This window comes from Sphingomonas sp. GC_Shp_3 (genome assembly GCF_026540945.1).
In the GTDB taxonomy this organism is placed as follows: Bacteria; Pseudomonadota; Alphaproteobacteria; order Sphingomonadales; family Sphingomonadaceae; genus Sphingomonas.
Genome location: NZ_JALNUT010000001.1, coordinates 442,967 through 466,848, shown reverse-complemented (window position 1 = coordinate 466,848; position 23,882 = coordinate 442,967). Strand labels below are relative to the sequence as shown.

The following is a 23,882-nucleotide window of genomic DNA, read 5'->3' as shown; positions in this document are numbered from 1 at the left end:
CTCCCCATGTTGAAAACTCGAACTTTGCGCCGCGCGGCGACGGGCGCGCTACTGGCGGCGACACTGCTCGCCGGGGGCTGTGCGACGCAGACCACATACCGCCCGGCCACCGCCTCCCAACGCACCGGCTACAGCGATCGGCAGATCGAGGCGAACCGCTTCATGGTAAGCTTTGCCGGCAACGGATATACGCCGCGGGATACCGTCGAACGATATCTGCTGTACCGGGCCGCCGAACTGACGGTGCAGCACGGCTTTGACTATTTCGTGCTGGCCGATCGCGGCACCGACAAGAGCACCCACACCTTCGCGACACCCGAGCCCTTTGCCGGCGGCCTGTATGGCGGCTGGGGTCCAAGCTGGCGGTATCGTGGTCGTGGCTTTGGATGGCGTAGCTGGGATCCGTTCTGGGGCGGTCCGTTCTGGGATCAGGGCCTGGACGTCCAAACGATCGAGCAGTTCGAAGCGCATGCCGAAATCGTGATGGGCCACGGACCGAAACCGGAGCGCAACATTCACGCATTCGATGCGCGCGATGTCCTTCAACATCTCGGTCCGACCATCGTGTTGCCGACACCCGGCAAACGATAATGCCGGCCAGTGGCGGAGCCCGAACCGGACTCCGCCTCATCCGGTTCAGACCTGCCCGTGGCAGTGCTTGTACTTGAGCCCCGAACCGCATGGGCACGGTGCGTTGCGGCTGACGTTGCCAGCCCACTCTGCTGGATCCTGGCCGATCTCGTGACCGTCCGGCCGCGGGATCGACAGCGTCGGTAAAGCGCTCGTCACATGGCCACCGTCGAAGGTGTAGCTGTCGTCCTCACCGGTGAACGGATCGAAGTGCGTGGTGATGAAATCCGGCAGTTGCGGCAGGTCAGGTACCGGCTCGAGCTGGAACTCGGCATAGGCGATCGTGCGGGTTACTTCCTCCCGGATCATGTCGAGCATCCGCTGGAATAGCTGGAAGGCCTCCTGCTTATACTCGTTGATCGGCGTCTTCTGCGCATAGGCGCGCAAGTGAACAACCTGACGCAGCGCCTCGATCGTGGCGAGATGCTCCTTCCAGTGATGGTCGAGGTTCTGGAGCAGGATCGACTTTTCGATCTGCACCCACGTCTCGGGGGCGAGTGCTCCGGCCTTCTCCGCCACCTGCGCATCGGCGGCGGCGCGAACGCGCTCCTCGACGATCTCGGGATCGATCGCCTCTTCGGCCAGCCAGTCGTCGATCGTCGGCGCGATGTTGAGTTGAGTCTGAAGCTTCTCCTTCATGCCCGCGATGTCCCACTGCTCGGGATAGGTTCCCGGCGGGCAGGCTTCACCGACGATCGCGTTGACCGTCTCGGCGCGCATGTCCTCGACAACGTCGCCGACGGTGTCGGCGTCCATGATATCGGAGCGCTGGTCGTAGATTACCTTGCGCTGATCGTTCATCACGTCGTCATATTCGACGACCTGCTTGCGGATATCGTAGTTGCGCGCCTCGACCTTCTTCTGCGCGGTCTCGATCGCTTTCGACAGCCACTTCGATCCGATCGCTTCGCCGTCGCCAATGTTCGAGCGCATCATCCGCGCGAACAACGTGTCCGGTCCGAAGATGCGGAGCAGATCGTCATCGAGGCTGAGATAGAAGCGCGACAGGCCCGGATCGCCCTGGCGCCCCGAACGGCCGCGCAACTGGTTGTCGATACGGCGGCTCTCATGCCGCTCGGTGCCGAGCACGAACAGACCACCGGCGTCGAGCACCGCCTTCTTCTCGGCGGCGATCTCCTGCTTGATCTCGGCGGCGCGCGCCTCATACTCGGGCGTACCCTCGACCAGATCGGGATGCTCATCAAGCATGCGGAACTCGAGGTTGCCGCCGAGCTGGATGTCGGTGCCGCGCCCTGCCATGTTGGTGGCGATCGTTACCGCCGACTTCCGCCCCGCCTGCGCGACGATGTGCGCCTCCATCTCGTGGAAGCGCGCGTTCAGCACCTTGTGCGGCACCTGCTCCTGCACGAGGAACTCGCTGAGCAGTTCGGATTTTTCGATCGACACGGTGCCGACCAGCACTGGCTGACCCAGCTCTGCATGGACGCGGATCTTCTTGGCGATCGCCTGGAATTTGTCCTGCGTATCCTTGTAGAACTCGTCTTCCTCGTCGACGCGCTTGACCGGCACGTTGGTCGGGATCGTCACGACGTTCATCTTGTAGATGTCGTAGAACTCGGCCGCTTCCGTGGCCGCCGTGCCGGTCATGCCGGCAAGCTTCGGATACATGCGGAAATAGTTCTGGAAAGTGACCGAGGCCATCGTCTGGTTCTCGGGCTCGATGGTGACGCCTTCCTTTGCCTCGACCGCCTGATGCAGGCCGTCGGACCAGCGGCGGCCGTCCATCATGCGGCCGGTGAACTCATCGATGATGACGACCTTGCCGTCCTTGACGATGTAATCCGTGTCCGCCTTGAACATCATGTTCGCCCGCAGCGCCTGATTGACGTGGTGAACGACCTGCGTGTTCTCAAAATCGTAAAGGTTCGCGCCTTCCAGCAGCTCAGCCGCCTCTAGCATCCGCTCGACCTTCTCGGTGCCATCCTCGGTGAGGATGATCGACTTCTGCTTCTCGTCCTTCTCGTAATCCTCAGGCGCGAGCTGCTTCACCACCAGATCGACGCTGCGGTACAGATCGGTCTTGTCGTCGGTTGGCCCGGAGATGATGAGCGGCGTGCGCGCCTCGTCGATCAGCACCGAATCGACCTCGTCGACAATCGCCATGTTGAATGCGCGCTGCACCATCGAGCCGCGATCGTACTTCATGTTGTCGCGCAGGTAATCGAAGCCGAACTCGTTGTTCGTGCCGTATGTAATGTCGGACGCATAGGCGTCGCGGCGCTGTTCGTCGCTGAGGTTCGGCACGATCACGCCCGTCGTCAGCCCGAGGAAGCTGTACACCTGCGACATCCAGCCGGCATCGCGCGCGGCGAGATAGTCGTTGACGGTGATGACGTGAACGCCCGTGCCCGGTAGCGCGTTCAGGTATGTGGCGAGCGTCGCCACCAGCGTCTTGCCCTCGCCGGTACGCATCTCCGCGATTTCGCCGCGGTGGAGGACGATGCCGCCAACCATCTGCACATCGTAATGCCGCTGGCCGAGCGTACGCTTGGCGGCCTCGCGAACGGTCGCGAACGCTTCTGGCAAGATGCTGTCGAGCGTCTCGCCGTTCCCCAGCCGCTCGCGGAAGGCGATCGTCTGCGCGGAGAGCTGTTCGTCCGACATCGCGGAGATCGTGGGCTCGAAGCCGTTGATCTTGTTGACGATCGTACCGAGCGATTTGACGTAGCGTTCGTTCGAGGAACCGAACAGGGTTTTGGCAAGGCCGCCGAGCATGGGTGTGTCCAATATATTCAAGAGTGGTCGCGCACGGGGCGAGCCCGGCTGCAATGCTGTCGAAACGGATGTCGTGCGCGGTCGAAACGTCGAGAAGCGCGCCGTCGAGCAACTACTCGCGCCGACGTTCGCCCCGCGCGGAAATGCCATCGTCGAAGGAGAAAGAACGTGGTGTCGCGATGTTCCGCAGCGCAAGAAGCGTGGGCGCGCGTTGAGCCCAAACGATTGCGGCTACCGTCCGCACCGCCGCCGTCGCAACGGTACCGGCACCTTGTGAAACGCGCTCGATCTGAACGTCGAGATCCGGCGAGCGGCTGCCGGTGATCGCACCGGTCAGCGCCGACAGCGCGGCACAGAGGAAGAGCAGGAACTCCATAGTCGGGGTGGGCTTTAAAGCGGTTCGACGCACGCGTCCAGCCGAGCGATGTGCGTGACGGATCGAGCGCGACCGCAATCATCTTCCAGCACCGCTGCCGTAGGCCTTGTATCCGGCCGCTCACGATCTAAGGAACCGAACATGACCTATGCCCGCTCGCCACTCGCGCCCGCCGCGTTCCCTGCCTTGCCGCCAATCGCCGGAGTGACCGCACATGTCGCCCGCGCGGGGTACAAGGCATGGGATCGCTGCGACCTGACCTTTGTCAGGCTCGATCCCGGCACCACAGTCGCGGGCGTGACGACGCAGAGCCGCTGCCCCTCCCCCGAGGTGGAATGGTGCCGCAAGGCGCTGACACTCGGTGCTGCGCGCGCGTTAGTGGTGAACGCCGGTAATGCCAACGCGTTCACGGGCGGCCGCGGCCGTGCCGCCGTGGAGGCGATCGCGGCACGCGCGGCCGGGTCGCTCGATTGCCAGCCATCGGACGTGTTCGTCGCCTCGACCGGCGTGATTGGCGTACCGCTGCCGATCGACAAGGCCGAAGCCGGGATCGACGCCGCACTGGCTGCACCTGCCTGCGGTTGGGAAGATGCCGCGCAGGCGATCAGCACGACCGACACCTTCACCAAGGGTGCCGTCACCACGGCGGTTGTGGATGGCCGCACGGTGACGCTGGTCGGCATCATCAAGGGTTCGGGCATGATCGCGCCCGACATGGCGACGATGCTCGGCTTCATCTTCACCGACGCGGCGGTGGATGCGGCTTTCCTGCAAGCCGCCCTGGCGGAGGCCAACCGCAGCAGTTTCTCGTGCATCACCGTCGACAGCGACACCTCGACCAGCGACACGGTGCTGGCGTTCGCGACCGGCAAGGCCGGCAATGCTCCGATCGCCAGTTCGGAAGACACCGGCGCGGATGCGTTCCGCGCGGCGCTGTCTGACCTATGCCTGCAATTGGCCCATCTGGTGGTCCGCGATGGTGAAGGCGCGACCAAATTCATCGAGATCCAGGTGACCGGCGCGGAGAGCGACCGCAGCGCGCACCGTGTCGCGCTGTCGATCGCCAATTCGCCGCTGGTGAAAACCGCGATTGCCGGCGAGGATGCCAATTGGGGACGGGTCGTCATGGCGGTCGGCAAGGCGGGCGAGCCGGCGGAGCGCGACCTGCTTTCGATCCGGTTCGGCGACACGCAGGTCGCGAGCGGCGGCCTGGCAAGCGAGGGGTATGATGAGGCGCCCGTCGCCGCGCACCTTAAGGGTCACGAGATCGAGATCGGTGTCGATCTCGGCCTCGGCGAAGGGCGCGCCACCGTGTGGACCTGCGACCTGACCCACGGCTACATCTCGATCAACGCCGACTACCGGAGCTAAGCGGGAGACGGACGGCACGTTCAGAAGTGTGCCGTCCGCAACGGTAGAGCGAAGCGCGCGCTGGTCGACAACTCAGGCGCGCTGTCGGACGATCAGGCGAGTTCGCCCTCCAGCCAGGCCTTCAGTCTGCCCTTCGGCTCCGCGCCGACCTTGGTTGCAGCGGGCACGCCGTTCTTGAACAGGATCATCGTCGGGATACCGCGCACGCCGTACTTGCCCGGCGCATCGGGGTTCTCATCGATGTTGAGCTTGGTGATCGTCACCTGCTCGCCCAACTCCTCGGAGATCTCCTCCAGGCTCGGCCCGATCATCTTGCACGGCCCGCACCACTCCGCCCAGAAATCGACCAGCACAGGCCCGTTGGCGTTGAGCACGTCGGTGTCGAAGCTGGAATCCGTAATCTGCTTAGTCGCCATGATGAAGTCTCCTTGTTTGCAATAACGTAAGACGCCGGCCCGCCCGGCTCAAGCCGTCGCGCTTACTCTTTGCAGCTAGCTTTGCTGCGCGACAGCAAAGCGCGGCTTGTGCTCGGCCAGCAGCGCCGGCGCCAGCACGAGCAGGATCGGCGCTCCGGTATACAGCAACGCCGCCTCCACGGATCGACCAGGAAAGATCACGCCGAGCGCCTCGACATAGGCCGCCATCTGCCGGACATGATAGGGCGGCACGTCTGCCAGCGACTGCGGCGCGCGTCGTCCGGTCTTGAAATCGACGACGGTGATCCGCTCCGGCGTGACGAGCAGACGGTCGACCGTGCCCGACACCACCACACCGTCCCCCACGACCGCCGCGATCGGCGCCTCCGCCAGCGCATCGGGGCCGAACAAGGCGGCAAATGCCGGCTCGGCAAGGATCGTCAGCACCGTCGTCGCGATCTCGGCCCGCGTCGCGGCGTCCGCGACGCCGCCCCCACCCGCCAACCACCGCTCGGCAGCATCGGCGCGGCCCTCCGGCGGCACCGCCGGCAACCGTTCGAACAGCGCATGGATCAGCCGCCCACGCTCGGCCGCATCGCGCATCGCGGGCGTCGGTGGCGGATCGGCCACCGCATCGTCGCCCAGCGACGATGGCGCGAGCGGACGCGGCGGCCGCGCTTCGAGTGGCGCGGCCTGATACGCCCAATCCGGCACGGGTGGGTGGGGATCAGCCATCCCCACATTGCGCTCGCGCCGCTTGACCGGCTTCAGGTCACCGCCGCCGACGTAATCGCGCGCGCCATCCTCTGCCGCCGCGACGCCCAGATCCGCCATCGCCTGCGCGGCGGCGGCGTACCAGCTTGCGGGCGGCGGCTCGCCCTTGGCAAGCGGACCAAGCGACCCGGCGATCACCAGCCGTTCCTCCGCGCGCGTTGCCGCGACGTAGAACAGTCGCCAATGCTCCTCCAGCTCGCGCTGCGCGGTCTGCTCGATCAGCTCGGCAAGCGGCCCCGCTTCCTCCTTGCGCGGGCGGAAGATCGGCAGCGCGGCGTCGATGTCGTCAACCGGCCACTTCAGCGTGTTGCGCGGCGATTTGGTGGGATCGACCGCCGCATCTGCCAGGATCACCAGCGGTGCCTGCAAACCCTTGGCGCCGTGCGCGGTCATCACCCGCACCGCGTCGAGCGGCGCGGACGGGTCGCGCTTGATCTCGACCTCGCCGCGATCGAACCAATCGAGGAAACGTTGCAGCGACGGCGTACCCTGCGTTTCGAACTGCAGCGCGGCGGTGAGCAGTTCCTCGATCGGATCACGCGCCTCCTGCCCCAGCCGCCGCAGCAGCGCCCGTCGCCCGCCAAGGTGCCCCGACAGGAGTTCCTCGAGAAACTGGTACGGCGTGGCGATGTCGGCCCGGTCGAGCATGGCGCGGAGGGGCCCGAGGTCATCCGGCCGTTCACGATCGAGATGCCGCCACAGGCTTTCGGACTCACGCGGTGCCGCCTCCAGCAACAGCTCCTGCGACCACCCGATCAGCGGCGAGACGAGCAGCGACGCCAGCGACAAGTCATCCTCGGGTTGCAGCACGAAACGGATCGCGGCGAGCAGATCCTGCACGCTGAGCGGCGCGTTCAGCCTCAGCCGGTCGACGCCCGCCACCGGCACCCCTTCCGCATAGAGCCGCGCGACGATCAGCGAGGCGAGATCGCCGCGCCGTTTCACCAGGATCATCACGTCCTGCGGCTCCAGCAGGCGCCCCTTGCTTTCCAGCATCAGCGTGCCGATCCAGCCCTTGATCGTGCGCGCGATCCGCTTGGCGAGTTCGCGGGTGGAATCGGCGATCCAACCTTCCTCATCCTCCTCGCTGCCACCCGCGACGACCAGCGGCCACAGTGTCACCGTGCCCGGCCCGGGCACCTCGCTCGCGTGGCGTTCCAGTTGCGCGACCGCGCCGAGGCCGGGTTCGGGCAGCCCCGCCATCGCGGCATCGACGAACTCCAGCACCGGTCGGGTCGAGCGGAACGATTGGGTCAGCGACAGCCGGTTCCACGCCCCCGCGAACGTCTCGCCACCGCGCCGGCGCGTTTCCTCCGCCGCCGCCCATGCGCCCCGCGCGAGACGGCCGAAACGCTCCTCCGCCGCGCCGAAAAAGCGCGGATCGGTACCCTGAAAACCGAAGATCGCCTGCTTGAAGTCGCCCACCGTGAACAACGTGCGCACCGCGCCGCCATGCGCGCCCTCGCCCGCGAAGAATTCATCGGCGAGCGCGCCGATGATCGCCCATTGCTCCGGATTGGTGTCCTGCGCCTCGTCGATCAGGATGTGCGAGGTCTCGCGGTCGAGCTTGAAGCGCACCCACTCGCCGATACCGGGCTGGCCAAGCAGGTCGATCGTCGCAGCGATGAGATCGTCGAAATCGACCGCCCCCAGCCGCCGCTTGGCGCGCGTATAGGCAGCGGCGTAGTCGCGTCCGACATCGAGCGCATCGGCGAGCAGGTCGGCATAAACGGCCCGATGCCGTAGCGACAGCAGAGCGGTCGCCGCCTCGCCGACCGCCTGCGCGAGTTCAGCATAGTCCGGATCGGCATCGAGCAGCTTCTTGGAATATTTGCGCGGCTCGCCCTTGGCCGTGAACGGCACGCCCACAAGGTCGATCAGCATGCGCGCCCGCATTTCCGCACTCGCCTCGACCCAGCATTCGGCAACGTCGGCGTGGTTGCCGCCGGTCGCGGTCCCCCACGCCCGGTTGGCGGCGGCGAGGCGCGCGACGGCGTCGCAGTCGAACGCATCGTCGTCGCAGCCGGCGACGATCGCCGCCTCGACATCCCCTGCCGGCAAATCGAGCTGCCGACGCACGAACGCCGCCACACCGTCATACGTCCCCGGCAGCGCCGCCATCGCCTTGGGCGCACGCGCGCAGGCGATCAGAAACTTTTCCGCCTCGCCCTCGCCCAGCCGCACGCTGAGCGCGCCGACCGCCTCGATCGGACGGGTCCGTCCCTGCCCATCCGCCTCGACCAGCAGTTCCGCCAACGCCTCACGCGCCAGCACCGCTTCCTCACGCGCCTCGATCGGCCGGAAGCCGGGCGTCAGTCCAGCTTCGACCGGAAAGGCGGCGAGCAGGCTCTGGCAGAAGCCGTGGATCGTCTGGATACGGATACCGCCGCCCGGCGCATCCAGCACCTTGGCGAACAACGTCCGCGCCCGCGCCCGCAACTCCGGGGTTGGATCTTCGCCCAGCGCGATCAGGTCGCTGCCAAGCTGCGCGTCGGGCATCCGCACCCACGCCGCCAGTCGCGCGCCGATCCGGCCGGCCATCTCCGCCGCGCCCGCCTTGGTGAAGGTCAGGCACAGGATCGCCGACGGATCCACGCCGCGCAGCAGCAGCCGGTATACCCGCGCGGTCAGCACCTGCGTCTTCCCCGTGCCCGCCGACGCGGACAGCCACACGTGCCCGTCCGGCGCACTCGCCCGCGCCTGATCGTCCTTCAACGGCGGCAGCGCGGAGAAGCTGCCGCTATCGCTCACGGCCATACCATTCGTCGCGGCGCATCAACTGGTCGTACTCGCTGTAAGGGGCGAACTCCGGGTGGAGCTTTGCGGTGAACGCATCGCTGCCGGTCAGCCAACGTCCGGCCACGCCTGCGAAATTCTCGGCGGCGATGGCGGTGAACTGTTCAGGAAGGATTTTATCGTTCTTGCCCGCCGGGTCGACCGGCGAGGTGACGTAGCCGAACTGATCGCTGCGTTTGCCGAGCGACCAATATTCGAAGCCGCGCGTTATTCCGCTGATGCCGTCGAAACCGCCGCGCTCCGCGATCAGCCCGAGCAGCCCCAGTTGCAGGCTGAACCCAGCGCGTACCGCGGCCGGCGAGGGCGGCGTGCCGGTCTTGTAATCGATGACCGCCAGCGTGCCATCCGGCATCCGGTCGAGCCGGTCGAACGTGCCGTTCAGCGTCACGCCGGCGATGTCGATGCTGCCGCGCCGCTCCACCGCGATAATGCTGCGACCCGCCTCGCCCTGTTCGGCGATCGTACGCGCGATCCAGTCGATCGCCTGCATAAGCCGCGGCTGCCACAAAGCGCGCATCATCGGGTGCGTGCGTTCGTCGTTGAGCATCGCGCGGGCACGATCGTGCAGCTTGTCCGGGTGGCACGCATCCTCATGAGCCCATTCCTCCAAGATCGCGTGGACGGCGGTGCCGCGCCACGCCGCACTTGGATCGGCATCGACCGGATCGAGTGCTGCCAGCCGCAGGATCGCACGCGCGTAGAAAGCATAGGGATCGGCCTTGAGGCGATCGACATCGGTGACCGCGATCTTCTTGGGGCGCAGCAGCGCACTCGGCATCGGCGCGGGCTGGTCGGCGGGTTCATGGATGGCCGGATCGTCGAGATCGCGCGTCCACCGTTCCAGCGGTAGTGCGCGGCCGCGCGCCCAAGTCTCGCCCGCCAGAGCCTGCAACCGCAGCCAGAAGCGCGAGGCGATCGCAGGCTGCGTCGCATCGCGCCGGGCGCGTGTTAGCAGTGCCCGCGGTGCGCCGAGCGCTCCGGCCAGATCGTGCGCCGCCATGCCGATACCACGCTCCTGCCCCGGCAGCCCGAGCGCAACCCGGATGCGGGGCGCGAGCCACGGGTCAGGCGCGCTCTGCCCCGGCCATACGCCTTCGTTGAGCCCGCCCAGGATCATCAGGTCGGCAGGCTGCAACCGCGCCTCGATCAGGCCATAGATCGCCAGACGCGGATGACCGCCCTGCGGCGGCCTAACTGCGATCTCATCCATCAAGGTGCGCAGCAACGCCGCGAGCGAATCGGGGTCGACCAGCGCAGGTCCCTCACCGGCGCGGCCTTCAAGATCCGCGAGAAAGTCGGATGCTGCGCGCCCGGCCGGACCACTCCAGAGGAAGTCCCCGCACAGCGCCTGCGCCGTTTCACGCAACGCCGCCACCAGAGCGGCTAGCTGCTGCTCTCCGCCCGCGAACACCCGCTCCATCGGCGCGAGCAGAACGCGCGCATGCGGCCACCATGCCGCCGCCGAAGCACGCCGTGCGACCTCGCGTCTGGGTGCATCAGCGAGGTGCGCGTCGATCCCGTCGAGCCCAGCCGCCGGACGCGGGCCACGCAACACCCGGTCGAGCTTGCGCGCGCCGTCAAGCCAAGGCCGCCGCCCCTCGCCGGCACACACCAACGGATGTTTGAGCAAGGTCAACAACGCGAGCGGCGCGAAGCGTTGCGCGGCGGCATCGGCTAGCGCGAGCAGCAACGTGCCCGACGGCAGGATCGACAGCGGCCGCCCGGCGCTATCGTCGATCTCGATCCCCCAACGCCCGCAATGCGCCGCCACCCGCCGCGCCAATGCCCGATCCGGCGTGACGAGCGCTGCGGTACGCTCGGGCGTTTCCAACGCCTCCCGCAACGCCAGCGCGATCGCCTGCGCCTCCTCCGCCGGGGTGGCGAGTTCGGCGGCGGCGATACCGGCGAGGCGGCGTTCGGCGGCGGGCAAATCCGTCCACTTGCCGGTGAAATCAGCGGGGGCGAGTGCGTTGGCGATGGCTGTGCCGCGCGCCGGCGTCGCGTCGAACTCGCTCGCGTCGCGCCAGCGCATCACCTCCGCGCGATTGAACCCCATCCGTTCAAGCAGCAGCTTTAGGTGAAACTGCGGATGCGTTTCGATCGAGCGCTTGCGTGTACCGGTCACCGGGTCGGGCGCATGGGGGCCGAGCGCCTGCCACTCTTGGTCCTCCATACTGGTCGCGAGATCGGCAATCACCACCATCCCGCGCGGCATCGTCGCGACCCGCCGGAGCAGCATGGCTACCGCCGGCGCAGTGTCAGTGATACCGGCCGCGCACACGAAACCGGGGGGCGGCGTATCCCTCCAGCGCAGCGCGAGCCGACGGAGCAGCCGCGCGCGCCGATCCGCCAGATCGATACAGCCAAGCCGCGCCAGTTCGCCCGGCCAGCGATCCAGCACGATCTCGAACAGGTCGAGCGCGCGCCGCCAGTGCGCCGAAAGCTCCTCGCCCAAGTCGATCTCGCGAAGCGCACGCGGCGCCACCTCCTCCACCAGCAATTGATCGAGCGTGTGGGCCAGATCGCCCGCCAATCGCACCGCCTCGGCCGCGTCGACGGGCTGGCGGGTCCGTGCGCGCTCCTCGACAACGAGCCGCGCGAGGATTAGCCGGCGCTGCATCGGCGCGACTGCCGGCGGCACGGGATCAACGGCGTCGGCAGGGTCGAGCGCCGCGCCTACCGCCTCGTCCAGCGCGGGATCGCCGATCGCCACCATGCGCGGCAGCAGCAGCCCGCCGCCGCTCGCCCGCACAAACGCGTCGGTCACGGCACGCTTGGCGCGGTTGTTGGGCAGCAGCACCAAACCCCGCGCCAGACCGAGCGGATCTGCCCCGAACTGCCGGATCAAGCCCGCCGCCAGCGCATCCGCGAACGCGCGGTGGGCCGGGATCGTATAGAGTTGCGGACGGCCCCGCTCAGCCATCGGCGAGGATCGCTTCGGTCCTGCCGATCGCGGCAGGCGAGCCGACGTCGAACCATAATCCCTGGTGCACCATGCCGAAGCCACGTCCCGCTTCGATCGCGCGCTCCCAGAACAACCGGGTCGAGAACGGTCCCGCCGGCCAATCGCGGATCACGCGTGGTGACAGGATCTGCACGCCGGTGAAGACGAACGGCGCAGGCTTGCCGGGGATCCGCCAGCCGGTGATCCGTCCGTCCGGTGCCAGGCGGAAGTCGCCCTGTCCGCTATGATTATGCGCACGCGCCAGCGGCACCATCAGCAGCAGCGCGTCCATCCGCTCGTCGTCCCACTGTCGCGCGAGCAAGCGGATCGCGTCGCTCGGCCCGTCGATCCAGAGGTTGTCGCTGTTCGCCACCACGAACGGCTTGTCGCCGATCAGGTCGCGCGCCTGCACGAGGCCGCCACCGGTCTCCATCAACTCAGTGCGTTCGTCCGAAACGACGATATCGATCCCCTTCACGCGGTTGCGCAGATGCGCCTCCAGTGGGTCGGCGAGATAATGCACGTTGACGACCGCGCGCTTCACCCCTGCCGATCGTAGCCGGTCGAGCACATGGTCGATCAGCGGCTTGCCCGCCACCTCGACCAGCGGCTTGGGCCGCGTGGCGGTCAGTGGGCGCATGCGCTTGCCGAGCCCCGCCGCCATTACCATCGCCGTTTCAGGCACAATCGCGTCCGGCACCGGGCGCAGCGCAAGCGTCTTCTTCGCGGTCATGCCTGTGCGACCACCATTGGATCGCCGCGCAGTGCAGGCGGGATATGCGCGTCGAACCAAGCCTTCACCGGCGCGAGATCGGGGTGCGCGAGATCGCGCTCGAGATACGCCCAAACGCGCGGGCACAGCGCAGGATAGCGCGGCTTGCCGTCTCGCTTCCAAAGCCGCGTGAAGATGCCAATGATCTTCGCATTCCGCTGCGCGCCCAGCACGCGGTAGGCAGCGTCGAACGCCGCGTCGGCCCCCGTTGCCGCGCGGTAGCGTTCCAGCATTTCTGTCTCGATCGCCTCCGGCACGTCCCGCCGCGCATCCTGAAGCAGCGACACGAGATCATAAGCCGGATGTCCGGCCAGTGCGTCCTGAAAGTCGAGCAGGCCAAAGCCTTGCTCGGTCAGCATCAGGTTCTCGGCATGATAATCCCGCAACACCATCACCGGCCGGCTGGCGCGGGCAAGGTCGAACACCGCGTCCCAGGCAGCGGTATAGCCGGCACGATCCGGCTCGATCCCAACGGCGGGACAATACCATTCGACCAGCAGATCGGCTTCACGGTGCAGCACGGCACCGTCGTACGGCGGTACGTCACCGGCATGGTGGCGATGCAGACCGACAAGGATGTCGACCGCCGCGCCGTACAGATCACGCTGCCGCTCCGGTTCTGCATCCGCGGTTTCGCAAAGCCGTTCGTCACCAAAGTCCTCGATCAGCACCAGACCGTTGGCCAGATCGCGGCCGAGTATCGCAGGTGCGTGGAAGCCGCGCTCGGCCAACCAGCCGGCAATGGCAATGAACGGGCGCGGATCCTCGTGAGGCGGCGGCGCATCCATCAGCACTGCGCGGCGCGCCGGTTCGACGACACGAAAGTATCGGCGGAACGATGCGTCACCAGCAAGCGGCAGGATCTCGGCGTCACCCCAGCCTAGCGCGCGCAGGAAGTCGCGCGCTTGCGGCGGCGGGATCATGTTGGAAACAGGGGAAAGGGCCATCGCGCCTTCCATGCCGCCGGCACCTGCGCTGTCAAGCGGCGGCCGCCACCGGGGGCGAAATCCAGGGTGAGCGCCAGCGCATGCGGCCATGCGCCGGGCGCGCGGTCCGGCCATTCGACGATCAGCACCGAGTCCGCCAGCGCTTCGTCCAAGCCCAGTTCCGCGATCTCCTGCGGTTCTTCGATCCGGTAGAGGTCGACGTGCAGCACCGGCATGCTAATTTCAGGCGGTTCGTAAGGCTGCACGATCGCGAAGCTGGGCGACGGCGCCTCGCCCTCCAGACCCAGTGCGGCGAGCAAACCGCGCGCGATGCTGGTCTTGCCCGCGCCAAGCGTTCCGGTCAGCGTAATGACGTCGCCCGGCTGCACCAATCTGGCAAGACGCGCGCCGAACGCCGCGCTCGCCGCTTCGTCGGGCAACTCCATCCTCATCGGTTACGCGGCAGCAGCACGGTGATGGCTGTCCCCTCACCGGGCTCCGACATAAGCTCGATCGTGCCGCCGTGCGTTTCGACGAACTGCTTGGCGAGCGGCAGGCCAAGGCCGAGCGCCCGCTCGCCATCGCGCGTCACCTCCGGTTGGGCAAAGCGATCGAACGCGCGCGCGACCGCCTGCCGGCTCATGCCAGCGCCATCGTCCGACACGACGATCCGGGCGCCGTTCGAATTGCCGTCAACGCGGAGCAGGATGCGCCCCCCCGTTGCCGTGCCTGCCACGGCATGACGGAGCAGATGCTCGATCACCTGCCGGATGCGTTTGCCGTCGCCACGCACAACGCCGGCAGACGGCATGACCTCGACCGCGAACTCCAGCCCGCGCCTCTCGACCATCGACTGGATCGTCTGCGCGGCACCGCGTGCGAGCGGCACCAGATTGACCTCCTCGCGCACTACCACGGGATCGACGGTGTCGCTCTGCGTGAGATCCAGAACGTCATCGATCAAGGCGCCGAGACGCTGCACCGAATCCATGATCGCCTCGACATAGGTCGTCGCGTCGTCGCCGAGCTTGCCACCGTAACCCGCGCTCAACATCTCCGCGAACCCGCTGATTGACGTGAGCGGCGTACGCAGTTCGTAGCTCATGTTGGCAACAAACGACGTCTTGACGCGATCCGCCGCTTCCAGCGCTTCGTTGCGATCGCGCAACGCAGTCTCGATACGGCGTCGATCCGTGGTGTCGAGCATCGTGAAAAGCCCGTTGCCGTCGGGCAGCGGCACGGCCGCGAACTCGAAATAGCGCCCATCGGCAAAACGCACCTGTCCGCCGCGCTGCTGCCGCTCGACCGTGGCGGCGCGAACCAATTCGCCGATCAGCGCCGCCCGATCCGGATTGGCGAGTTGCGAGGCCGCTACTTCCGCGAGCGCATCGACGCGCGGGTGCGTCGCGAGGAACGCCTCATCGAAATTCCACAAGGTCCGAAACTTGTTGTTCCACAGTTGCAGCTTGCCATCGGCGGCGAACACGCCGAGCGCCTCGAACAGGTTCTCGAACGTCGCCGCCCGCACCCGCAACAGGGTATCCATTCCGCTGGCAAGCTGGACCTGCTCGGTGCGGTCCTCGAAGATCAGCAGCAACCCTCCATCCGGCAGCGGCTGCGCGACGACGCGCAGATGAACGCCACCGGGCAGGTGCCATTGCTCCTCGATCGCGCCGCCGGTCGCGACGAACCAAGCACGCCGCTCGGCCTTCCAGCCGGGGAAGTCACGCACCTCCGGCAGCCGGTTCGCCTCGCGCATGCGTTCCAGCACGCGATCAAATTCCGGCGAGTCCGCCAGCCATTCGCTGCCGATCCCGAAAATCCGCTGGAATGGCTGATTGAAGAAGATCAGCGCCCGGTCCGACCCGAACTGCGCGACCCCGGCCGAAAGTCGATCAAGCGTCGCGCGCTCGGTGTCGCCCAGCCGTTTGATCGTGGCGCGCGCCTGTTCGAGATCCTCGACGTCGACGGCAAAGCCAGCAACGCCGCCATCCGGCATCGGCACGTCGTACACGCGCAACATCCGCCGCTCGCCCTTGATCGTCGCGGGCATCGCCTTGACCTGCAACCGGCTGCTCTCCCGCGCGGCGATCGCCCCGGCGAGCGGGCCGCCGAGCCCCCCACTCTCGACCAGTTCCAGCCCCCGCACAACCGCGTCCTCGGGATCGGCGGCATCGACCGCGTCCGCGTAATGGCTGTTGACCATCGCCAGCCGCATGTCGCTCCCACGATACCACATCGGCATCGGCGCGGCCTGGATGAGGCCGGTCAGTACGTCGAACGCGCGGTGCGCGGCGGCAACCTCGTCGTTCAATCGCGCGATTTCTGACAGGCTGTCGGTTGCGTCGAACAACCACAGCACCACGCCGCCGGGCGCGCGAAGATCGCCCGCGGCTTTGGCCCCACGGATCAGCAGCGCACGGGCGGCACCTTGTGCCTGCACCGATCTGGTAAAGCCTCGGCCGGATTTTTGCGCGGCGGCGATGTCGTCGGCGAGGCCGCGCGCGTCGGCAGGGCCGAAACCCGCTGTGCCGTCCCCCGCCAGATCGGCGACGTAGCGCGGCGTTGTCGCCAGCCCGAGCCACTCGCCAAGCCGCTCCGACGCGTCGAGCCGCCCGTCCGCACGTACCACCACTACGAGCGCCGGCGAGGATTTCAGCAGGGCTGCCAGTCGGACGTTTTGGTCCAGCGCTTCCGCGGCATCGCGCCTCGCGCGCAGACCGACGAAAAGCGCCCATGTGGTCGCGACGATCAGCGCGGCCAGCACCACGCCCGACAGCACTAGTTCAAGCGTCGATGTGCCGTTCATTGCAGGCCCCTGATCATCGGCACGTCGTCGCGGCTCCCTTGCTGATCGCAAGCCCTAGCGTGGCGCCGGGCTAACGCAAAGCACGGCAACGAAAAAGGGGCCGTGGATCGCTCCACGGCCCCTTTCCGATCGCGCTTGCGCAGCGATCAGTAGCGGTAGTGATCCGGCTTGAACGGGCCTTCGACCGGCACGCCGATATAGTCGGCCTGCTTCTTGGAAAGCGTCGTCATCTTCACACCGAGCTTTTCGAGGTGAAGTGCCGCCACCTTCTCGTCGAGATGCTTCGGCAGGACGTACACGTCGTTGCCGTAGTTCTCGGCCTTGGTGAACAGCTCAATCTGCGCCAGCGTCTGGTTGGTGAAGCTCGCCGACATCACGAACGACGGGTGGCCGGTCGCATTGCCGAGGTTGACCAGGCGACCCTTCGACAGGACGATGATCTGCTTGCCGTCCGGGAACTCGACAAGATCGACCTGCGGCTTAACCTCGGTCCACTTGTAGTTCGACAGCGCGGAGATCTGGATCTCGCTGTCGAAGTGGCCAATGTTGCAGACGATCGCCATGTTCTTCATCGCCTTCATGTGATCGGCGGTGATGACATCGGCGTTGCCGGTTGCGGTGACGAAGATGTCCGAGCGGGTAACCGCCTCTTCCATCGTCACGACCTCAAAGCCCTCCATCGCCGCCTGAAGCGCGCAGATCGGATCGATCTCGGTGACGAGGACGCGCGCGCCGCCGTTGCGGAGCGACTGAGCCGAACCCTTGCCGACGTCACCGAAGCCGGCGACCGTGGCGACCTTGCCGGCGAGCATCACGTCGGTGCCGCGACGGATCGCGTCGACCAGCGATTCCTTGCAGCCGTACAGGTTGTCGAACTTCGACTTGGTGACGCTGTCGTTGACGTTGATTGCCGGGAACGGCAGCTCGCCCTTCTTGGAGATCGCGTACAGGCGGTGGACGCCGGTGGTGGTCTCTTCCGACACGCCCTTGATGTTCTTGACGGTCTCGGTGAGATAGCCCGGCTTCTTGGCGATGAACGCCTTGAGCGCGCGCTGCATCTCGACCTCTTCCTCGTTCTCGGGCTCGGGCATCGTGTGGCCGGCCTCGAGCTTGGCGCCCCAGAGCGCAAACATCGTCGCGTCGCCGCCATCGTCGAGGATCATGTTGCAGGTCTGACCGGTGCCATCGTCCCAATCGAAGATCGAGCCGACATAATCCCAGTAATCCGCCAAGCTCTCGCCCTTGATCGCGAACACCGGCACGCCGGTTGCGGCGATCGCGGCGGCGGCATGGTCCTGCGTCGAGTAGATGTTGCAGGTCGCCCAGCGCACGTCGGCGCCGAGCGCGGTCAGCGTCTCGATCAGGACGGCGGTCTGGATTGTCATGTGCAGCGATCCGGTGATGCGCGCACCCTTCAGCGGCGCGGACGCGCCAAACTCGCTGCGCAGCGCCATAAGGCCCGGCATTTCGGTTTCGGCGATGTTGATTTCGGCGCGGCCATAATCGGCGAGGCTGATGTCGGCGACGACATAGTCGTTCTTGCGGTCGAGTACGGTGGCCACGTGGGAGTCTCCGAATAACGCGGTTGGATGCGCAGCCCCGTAGCGCGGGTTCGCCAGAGGATCAAACATAAAGATATCTTTATATCAGGGTTCCGCGTGAAAAGGTCGTCGCTACGTCCCATTTCGCGGCGCTGTCCGCATCTACTAACGATTCGCCGATCTACCCCGACGGCGGCGACAGACGCAGGTGGCTGCAATTTTCCCCATGTCGCCGAAATCCTGCGCAGCCATGTCGCGATTGCACGGCTCGCGCGAGGGCGAACTGGACCTCTCTGCGCAAGAACGCGCCGCGCCGCCTAAGCCCTCCCGGTTTCGCTGCCGAGCATGCGCGGATCGATGCCGATGCGCTTGAAGCCGCTCTCCCAACGCTTAGCCGGAGCGCTTCCGAACAGCAGGTCTGCGTCGGCCGGTGCGTTGAACCATCCGTGGCGCGTGAGTTCTCCCTCCAGTTGCCCCGCGCCCCAGCCTGCGTAGCCCAGCGCGACCAGCCAGCGGCTTGGCCCTTTGCCTTCGGCAATCGCGCGCAACACATCGATCGTACCCGACAGCGACCAGCGGCCGGCGACGTCGATCGTGTCCTGCCCCGCCCAATCCGAGCTATGCAGAACGAAACCGCGCTGCGGCTCGACCGGACCACCGAAATGCACCGGCGCATCGGGTGCAAGACCGGATTCGATCTCGAACTGCGCGAGCAGTTCGTGCAGGCCCAGATCGGCGATCACCGCCCCGGTGCCGATCCCGATCGCGCCATTCTCGTCATGTGCACACATCGCGATCGCCGCGCGTTCGAAGCGCGGATCGCCGATGCCGGGAAGCGCGAGCAATAGCTGCCCCGTGAGAAAAGCGGCCGATTCCATGCTCGGATAATAGCCGCCGTTCCGTGCGCGTCACGCTTGAATTCGTCGTTCAATGCGACGACCTAATCGACGTCCTATCTTCAACCGGAGAATTTCATGACGATCAGCGTCGGCGACCGCATCCCAAGCGTCACTCTCACCAAGGTCACCGCAGACGGCCCCGATCAGGTCAGCTCGGACACGTATTTCGCGGGCCGCAAGGTCGCGGTGTTTTCGGTACCCGGTGCTTACACGCCGACCTGCTCGGCTCGCCACCTGCCCGGCTATATCGACAAGGCAGCCGACCTGAAGGCGAAGGGGGTGGATGAGATCGCCTGCACTGCCGTCAACGATCCGTTTGTGCTCGCTGCGTGGAGCAAGGATGCCGGCGCGGACGGCATTACCATGCTTGCCGACGGCAGCGCAGATCTCGTCACCGCGCTTGGCCTGACCATGGATGCCGCGAAGTTTGGCATGGGCACGCGTGGCCAGCGCTTCTCGATGCTCGTTAACGACGGCGTGGTCGAACAGCTCAATGTCGAGGCGCCGGGCGAGTTCAAGGTTTCTGCTGCGGAATATCTGCTGAGCGAGATCTGATAAGCCGTTGCGGTCATGGAACGCTCTCGCCCGCAAGCCGTTTGTTTCGGTGAAGCAAGGAGGGCTGTTCCATGACCGACACTACCAGCGAAGCCACCAACGAATCCGCGGCCAAGACCGATTCGATCCTGCACTCGGCGACCACGAGCGCGCAGGAAGCCGCAAAGACAGCAACCGCCGCTGCTCAGGATGCGGCCAAGACCGTGACTGAAACCTCCTCGTCCTTATACGCTCAGGCGAAGGACGCGATCGGCCAGGCGGTCGAGACCACGATCGAAGCGGTGAAGGAACATCCTGTTGCCGCAGCAGCGATCGGCGCCGGCGTTGCCGCCACCGTCGCCGGTGCAGCGTTCGGCGTATCGAAGCTGCTCGAAGACGACGCGCCTGCGCAGGCCGGCAAGGCGAAGTCGAAAGCCTGAACCCATTGCCAGCACCGTTACGCTGCCTTGCCAGCGTAACGGTGCTGTTATAGCGCCCGTGAATGACGACAATCGCCACCCCCGCTGCCGCTATCGTTGCCGAACTCGATCGGCTCTACTCCGCATCCGTCGAACGATTGCAGGCTGCGTTGACCGCCTATCTCGACGGCGGTGTCGTACCCGACCCTGCCAGCCGTCGCGATGGCAGCTTTGCATATCCTGAAATTCACGTCCGCTACAGCGGTGGCGCCACGACGGTTCCGCCAAGGTCTTTCGGGCGCTTGGTATCGGCAGGCGAATACCGCATCAGCGTCACCAAACCAGCGATCTTCGCGGATTATCTGATCGAACAACTGACGTTGCTGATCGAGGATTACGACGTCGAAGTCGTCGCCGTCGCGGGACGACAGGAGATCCCCTTCCCGTACGTGATCGACGCTGGTCATGCACTTCGGCTCGATACCGTATCCACTGCGGAACTGTCCCGGCATTTTCCCGCCACCGAACTCGCCCATATCGGCGACGAGATTGCCGATGGCCTTTACACCATAGCCGACGATATTCGTCCGCTTGCGTTGTTCGACGGCTTGCGCACCGACTTTTCCCTCGCACGGCTGCGGCATTATACCGGCACGCCGCCCGAGCATGTTCAACGTTTCGTTCTGTTCACCAACTATCATCGCTATGTCGATGAATTCATCCGGTGGGCGTTCGATCAGCTTGGCGAAGGCTCGCGCTTTTCAGCGCTGTCGGGCGCAGGCGGGCGGATGCTGCATGTCGGCAACGACGTGGAGGCGTTCATGGCCGATACCAGCGCGTGGCGCCGGCACCAGATGCCGGCCTACCACCTCATGGCGGCGGACGGCACCGGCATTACCCTTGTCAACATCGGTGTCGGTCCCGCCAACGCGAAGACGATCTGCGATCACCTCGCCGTGCTACGCCCTGAAGCCTGGCTGATGATCGGCCATTGCGGCGGTCTTCGCCCTAGCCAGCGGATCGGCGACTATGTGCTCGCGCATGCATATCTACGCGACGACCATGTCCTTGACGATGTGCTGCCGCCGGAGATCCCGGTGCCGGCGATTGCCGAGGTGCAACTCGCAATGGCGCGCGCGGCCGAGACGATCTCCGGGCAATCGGGCGAAGAGCTTAAAAGGCGCCTGCGCACCGGCACCATCGTCACCACGGACGACCGAAACTGGGAGCTGCGTTACTCCAAGTCAGCGCTGCGCTTTTCACTGAGTCGCGCGGTCGGCATCGACATGGAATCGGCAACGATCGCTGCGCAGGGCTATCGGTTCCGCGTGCCATACGGGACGCTTTTGTGCGTGTCGGACAAGCCGCTGCACGGCGAGTTGAAGCTGCCGGGGCAAGCCAACCGCTTCTACGAACGTGCCATCGCCGAGCATCTCAAGATCGGTATCGAGGCATGCGAGGAATTGCGGCGGGAAGGCGCAAAGCTTCACTCACGCAAACTGCGGGCCTTCAACGAACCGCCGTTCCGCTGATCGAACACGCAACCGCGAAGAGTTCCATGCGTTACGCCACCTCAACGATTAGGATCGCGTGATGGCTGACGAAGACACCTCCAAGTCCGATACCACCGCCAAGAGCGCCGGCCGCAAGTCCGTCGCCAGCAAATCGACTTCGACGAAAGCGGCTGCGCCGAAAGCCGCCGCCGCGAGGGCATCCGCCGCAAGGTCCGCAGCAGGCAAGCCCGCCACGCCGGCAAAGGCGCAGCCTGCAAAGAAGCCAGCAACGCCTGCCAAAAAGTCCGCAACCGCAGCCAAACGTCCGACCAAGGCTAAAGCCAGCCCGCCCAAAAAGCCGGCGACTCGTTGGCCGGCGCTTGCCGGTGGCGCGGTTGCTGCCGTGGCGGCGGCGGGTGCCGCGGTGTTCGCGTTGCGCAAACCGAAGTCGGTCGAAGCCATCGTCGGCAAGATCGAGGATGCGGTTGGTGCCGAGGGAGAGAAGAAGCCGGACGCGGTCGTCACCGGTACCAACGCGGCAACGTCGACCAACGGCTAACCGCACGCTGCCGGTGCCGCCCCAAACGACACCGGCAGCGCGCCGAAATCACCAACCGGTCGGATGACCCTTGTTCTGCTGATCGAGCCAGCTTTTCAGCGGCGCGAAATAGTCGACCATCGCTTGCCCCGACATCTCGCGGCTGCCGGTGAACGCCTGTAGCGCATCTGGCCACGGCTTCGACTGCCCCATCGCCAACATCGTATTGAGCCGTGCTCCAACCTCCTTGTTGCCGTAGAACGAGCAACGATGCAGCGGCCCGGTCCAGCCGGCTTGCTTGCACGCTGCCTGGTAGAATTGGAACTGAAGCAGGCGCGCGAGGAAGTAGCGGGTGTACGGCACGCCAGCGGCCACGTGCATCTTGGCGGCCGGATCGAACTTGCTCTCGTCGCGGGCAACCGGGGGTACTACGCCCTGATACTTCAGGCGCAGATCGTTCCAGCCCTTCTCATACTGGCTCTCCGGGATCGCACCCGAGAAGACGCCCCAGCGCCATTTGTCGATCAGCAGGCCGAACGGCAGGAACGCGACCTTGTCCATCGCCTGCCGCAGCAGCAGACCAATATCCTTGTCCGCGCTCGGCACCTTGGCAGGATCGAGCAGGCCGATCTTCACCAGATAATCGGGCGTGATCGACAGCGCGATGAAGTCGCCGATCGCCTCGTGGAAGCCATCGTTGGCGCCATTCTTATAGAGGAACGGCTGGGTGTTGTACGCCCGCTGATAGAAATTGTGGCCCATCTCGTGATGGATGGTGGTGAAATCGTCCGAGTTCACCTTGGCGCACATCTTGATGCGCAGATCATCGACATTGTCGACGTCCCACGCCGAGGCATGGCACAACACGTCGCGATCGGCCGGCTTGACGATCTGCGATCGCTTCCAGAACGTGTCGGGCAGCGGTTTGAAACCGAGCGAGGTGTAGAAACCCTCACCCGTTTTGAACATTCGGACCGGATCGTAGCCCTTGGCCTTGAGCAGATCGCCGACATCATAGCCGAGATCGCCCGCTCCCTTGGGCGCAACCACATCGTAGATGTTGCCCCATTCCTGCGCCCACATGTTGCCGAGCAGATCAGCGCGGATCGGGCCGGTCTTGGCCTGCACCGCGTCGCCGTACTTCTCGTTCAGCTTCCAGCGGACATAGGTGTGCAGCGCGAGATAGAGCGGCTCGACCTGATGCCACAGCTTGTCAGTGAGTGCAGCAAATTGGTCAGGCGTCATGTCGTAGCCGGCGCGCCACAACGCGCCAGTGTCTGCATAGCCGAGTTGCTTCGCGCCCTGATTGGCGATCACCACCTGCCGCGCATAGTCCTTGCGCATCGGCGCGCCGACTTGATCGTGCCAGCTGACCCACATCTCCTTCAGCCTGGCGGGATCGCGCGTGGTACCCATCGCCGCTTCGATATCGCTGCCGTTGATCGGCTTGCCGTTGAGCGTGCCCATGCCCTTGCCGTAGGCGGAGGACATGCGTGTCACGATGGTGGAAAGTTCGGTGGCCGCGCCCGGCGTGGTCGGCGCAGGTAGTGTCAGCCCGCCGCGCAGCAGATCGAGCTTGCGCTTGGTATCGAACGAGAGGCCGGGAAGCGTGGCGAAGGGTGCCGCGCCGAGCGCATACTTCACCTGCATTTCGGTGCTTTCCGCGCCGAACCGTGCGGCGATCGCATCGCTGTCATCGGTTATGTAGGTTTCGTTGATCCACGTTGCCTGCTGCGTCGGCGTGGAAAAATCGGCGAGATTTTTCTCGGCGTCGGCGACGAAGGCATCGGCTTGCGCGATTGTCGGTTTCGGTGCGGTGGTCTGCGCGAACGCGGGGGTAACCGCGAGCGCAAGCGCCAGCGCGGCGGTGGAAATGCCGGTGCGGATCATCACAATGTCCCTTTTTTA

The 23,882-nt window shown here is 65.9% G+C and carries 18 protein-coding genes; 6 read left to right on the top strand and 12 right to left on the bottom strand.

Translation table 11 applies throughout. The features are described 5' to 3' along the window. Window positions 1–6 precede the first annotated feature (6 nt). Window positions 7–591, top strand: coding sequence for a hypothetical protein (locus OXR00_RS02300; RefSeq protein WP_267386420.1), 585 nt, complete (start codon window positions 7–9; stop codon window positions 589–591). A gap of 45 nt (window positions 592–636) precedes the next feature. Here the strand turns inward: OXR00_RS02300 and secA are convergent, their stop codons facing one another. Next, a complete protein-coding gene (gene secA / locus OXR00_RS02295; protein ID WP_267386419.1) occupies window positions 637–3,366 on the bottom strand; it encodes a preprotein translocase subunit SecA in 2,730 nt (909 codons plus the stop codon). A gap of 112 nt (window positions 3,367–3,478) precedes the next feature. Further along, on the bottom strand, window positions 3,479–3,742 hold the full coding sequence (locus tag OXR00_RS02290; protein WP_267386418.1) for a hypothetical protein: 264 nt from the start codon (window positions 3,740–3,742) through the stop codon (window positions 3,479–3,481). Window positions 3,743–3,883: 141 nt separating this feature from the next. Here OXR00_RS02290 and argJ point away from each other — a divergent pair, with 141 nt between their 5' ends. After that, window positions 3,884–5,113 (top strand): bifunctional glutamate N-acetyltransferase/amino-acid acetyltransferase ArgJ, encoded by a 1,230-nt coding sequence (gene argJ, locus OXR00_RS02285; protein ID WP_267386417.1) that lies wholly within the window; start codon window positions 3,884–3,886, stop codon window positions 5,111–5,113. Window positions 5,114–5,205: 92 nt separating this feature from the next. Here argJ and trxA read toward each other — a convergent pair whose 3' ends face one another. The 9 genes from trxA to OXR00_RS02240 form a co-directional block, all read right to left on the bottom strand. Next, on the bottom strand, window positions 5,206–5,529 hold the full coding sequence (gene trxA / locus OXR00_RS02280; protein ID WP_267386415.1) for a thioredoxin TrxA: 324 nt from the start codon (window positions 5,527–5,529) through the stop codon (window positions 5,206–5,208). A 75-nt stretch (window positions 5,530–5,604) separates the two neighbouring features. After that, window positions 5,605–9,060, bottom strand: coding sequence for a double-strand break repair helicase AddA (gene addA, locus OXR00_RS02275; protein WP_267386412.1), 3,456 nt, complete (start codon window positions 9,058–9,060; stop codon window positions 5,605–5,607). Next, on the bottom strand, window positions 9,044–12,022 hold the full coding sequence (gene addB / locus OXR00_RS02270) for a double-strand break repair protein AddB (RefSeq protein ID WP_267386411.1): 2,979 nt from the start codon (window positions 12,020–12,022) through the stop codon (window positions 9,044–9,046). Before addB ends, addA begins: the two co-directional genes overlap by 17 nt. After that, window positions 12,015–12,776 (bottom strand): nucleotidyltransferase family protein, encoded by a 762-nt coding sequence (locus tag OXR00_RS02265; RefSeq protein WP_267386410.1) that lies wholly within the window; start codon window positions 12,774–12,776, stop codon window positions 12,015–12,017. Before OXR00_RS02265 ends, addB begins: the two co-directional genes overlap by 8 nt. Continuing rightward, on the bottom strand, window positions 12,773–13,738 hold the full coding sequence (locus OXR00_RS02260; protein WP_267387120.1) for a phosphotransferase: 966 nt from the start codon (window positions 13,736–13,738) through the stop codon (window positions 12,773–12,775). Before OXR00_RS02260 ends, OXR00_RS02265 begins: the two co-directional genes overlap by 4 nt. Further along, a complete protein-coding gene (gene tsaE, locus OXR00_RS02255; RefSeq protein ID WP_267387119.1) occupies window positions 13,735–14,187 on the bottom strand; it encodes a tRNA (adenosine(37)-N6)-threonylcarbamoyltransferase complex ATPase subunit type 1 TsaE in 453 nt (150 codons plus the stop codon). The genes OXR00_RS02260 and tsaE overlap by 4 nt, the downstream gene beginning before the upstream one ends. A gap of 2 nt (window positions 14,188–14,189) precedes the next feature. Beyond that, entirely contained in the window at window positions 14,190–16,550 is a 2,361-nt protein-coding gene (locus OXR00_RS02250) for a PAS domain-containing sensor histidine kinase (RefSeq protein ID WP_267386409.1), read from the bottom strand. A gap of 146 nt (window positions 16,551–16,696) precedes the next feature. Next, a complete protein-coding gene (gene ahcY, locus OXR00_RS02245; protein ID WP_267386408.1) occupies window positions 16,697–18,112 on the bottom strand; it encodes an adenosylhomocysteinase in 1,416 nt (471 codons plus the stop codon). A gap of 296 nt (window positions 18,113–18,408) precedes the next feature. Further along, window positions 18,409–18,969, bottom strand: coding sequence for a YqgE/AlgH family protein (locus OXR00_RS02240; RefSeq protein ID WP_267386407.1), 561 nt, complete (start codon window positions 18,967–18,969; stop codon window positions 18,409–18,411). 96 nt (window positions 18,970–19,065) lie between these two features. Here OXR00_RS02240 and OXR00_RS02235 point away from each other — a divergent pair, with 96 nt between their 5' ends. From OXR00_RS02235 to OXR00_RS02220, 4 genes are all read left to right on the top strand, one after another. Continuing rightward, complete coding sequence (locus OXR00_RS02235) at window positions 19,066–19,545, top strand: peroxiredoxin (protein ID WP_242146287.1); 480 nt, start codon at window positions 19,066–19,068, stop codon at window positions 19,543–19,545. A gap of 71 nt (window positions 19,546–19,616) precedes the next feature. After that, window positions 19,617–19,964, top strand: coding sequence for a hypothetical protein (locus OXR00_RS02230; RefSeq protein ID WP_267386406.1), 348 nt, complete (start codon window positions 19,617–19,619; stop codon window positions 19,962–19,964). A gap of 62 nt (window positions 19,965–20,026) precedes the next feature. Continuing rightward, window positions 20,027–21,475, top strand: a complete 1,449-nt coding sequence (locus OXR00_RS02225) for an AMP nucleosidase (protein WP_267386405.1) — start codon at window positions 20,027–20,029, stop codon at window positions 21,473–21,475. 61 nt (window positions 21,476–21,536) lie between these two features. Beyond that, a complete protein-coding gene (locus tag OXR00_RS02220; protein ID WP_267386404.1) occupies window positions 21,537–21,995 on the top strand; it encodes a hypothetical protein in 459 nt (152 codons plus the stop codon). A gap of 48 nt (window positions 21,996–22,043) precedes the next feature. Here OXR00_RS02220 and OXR00_RS02215 read toward each other — a convergent pair whose 3' ends face one another. Further along, window positions 22,044–23,864 (bottom strand): M2 family metallopeptidase, encoded by a 1,821-nt coding sequence (locus tag OXR00_RS02215; RefSeq protein WP_267386403.1) that lies wholly within the window; start codon window positions 23,862–23,864, stop codon window positions 22,044–22,046. Window positions 23,865–23,882: the final 18 nt, after the last annotated feature.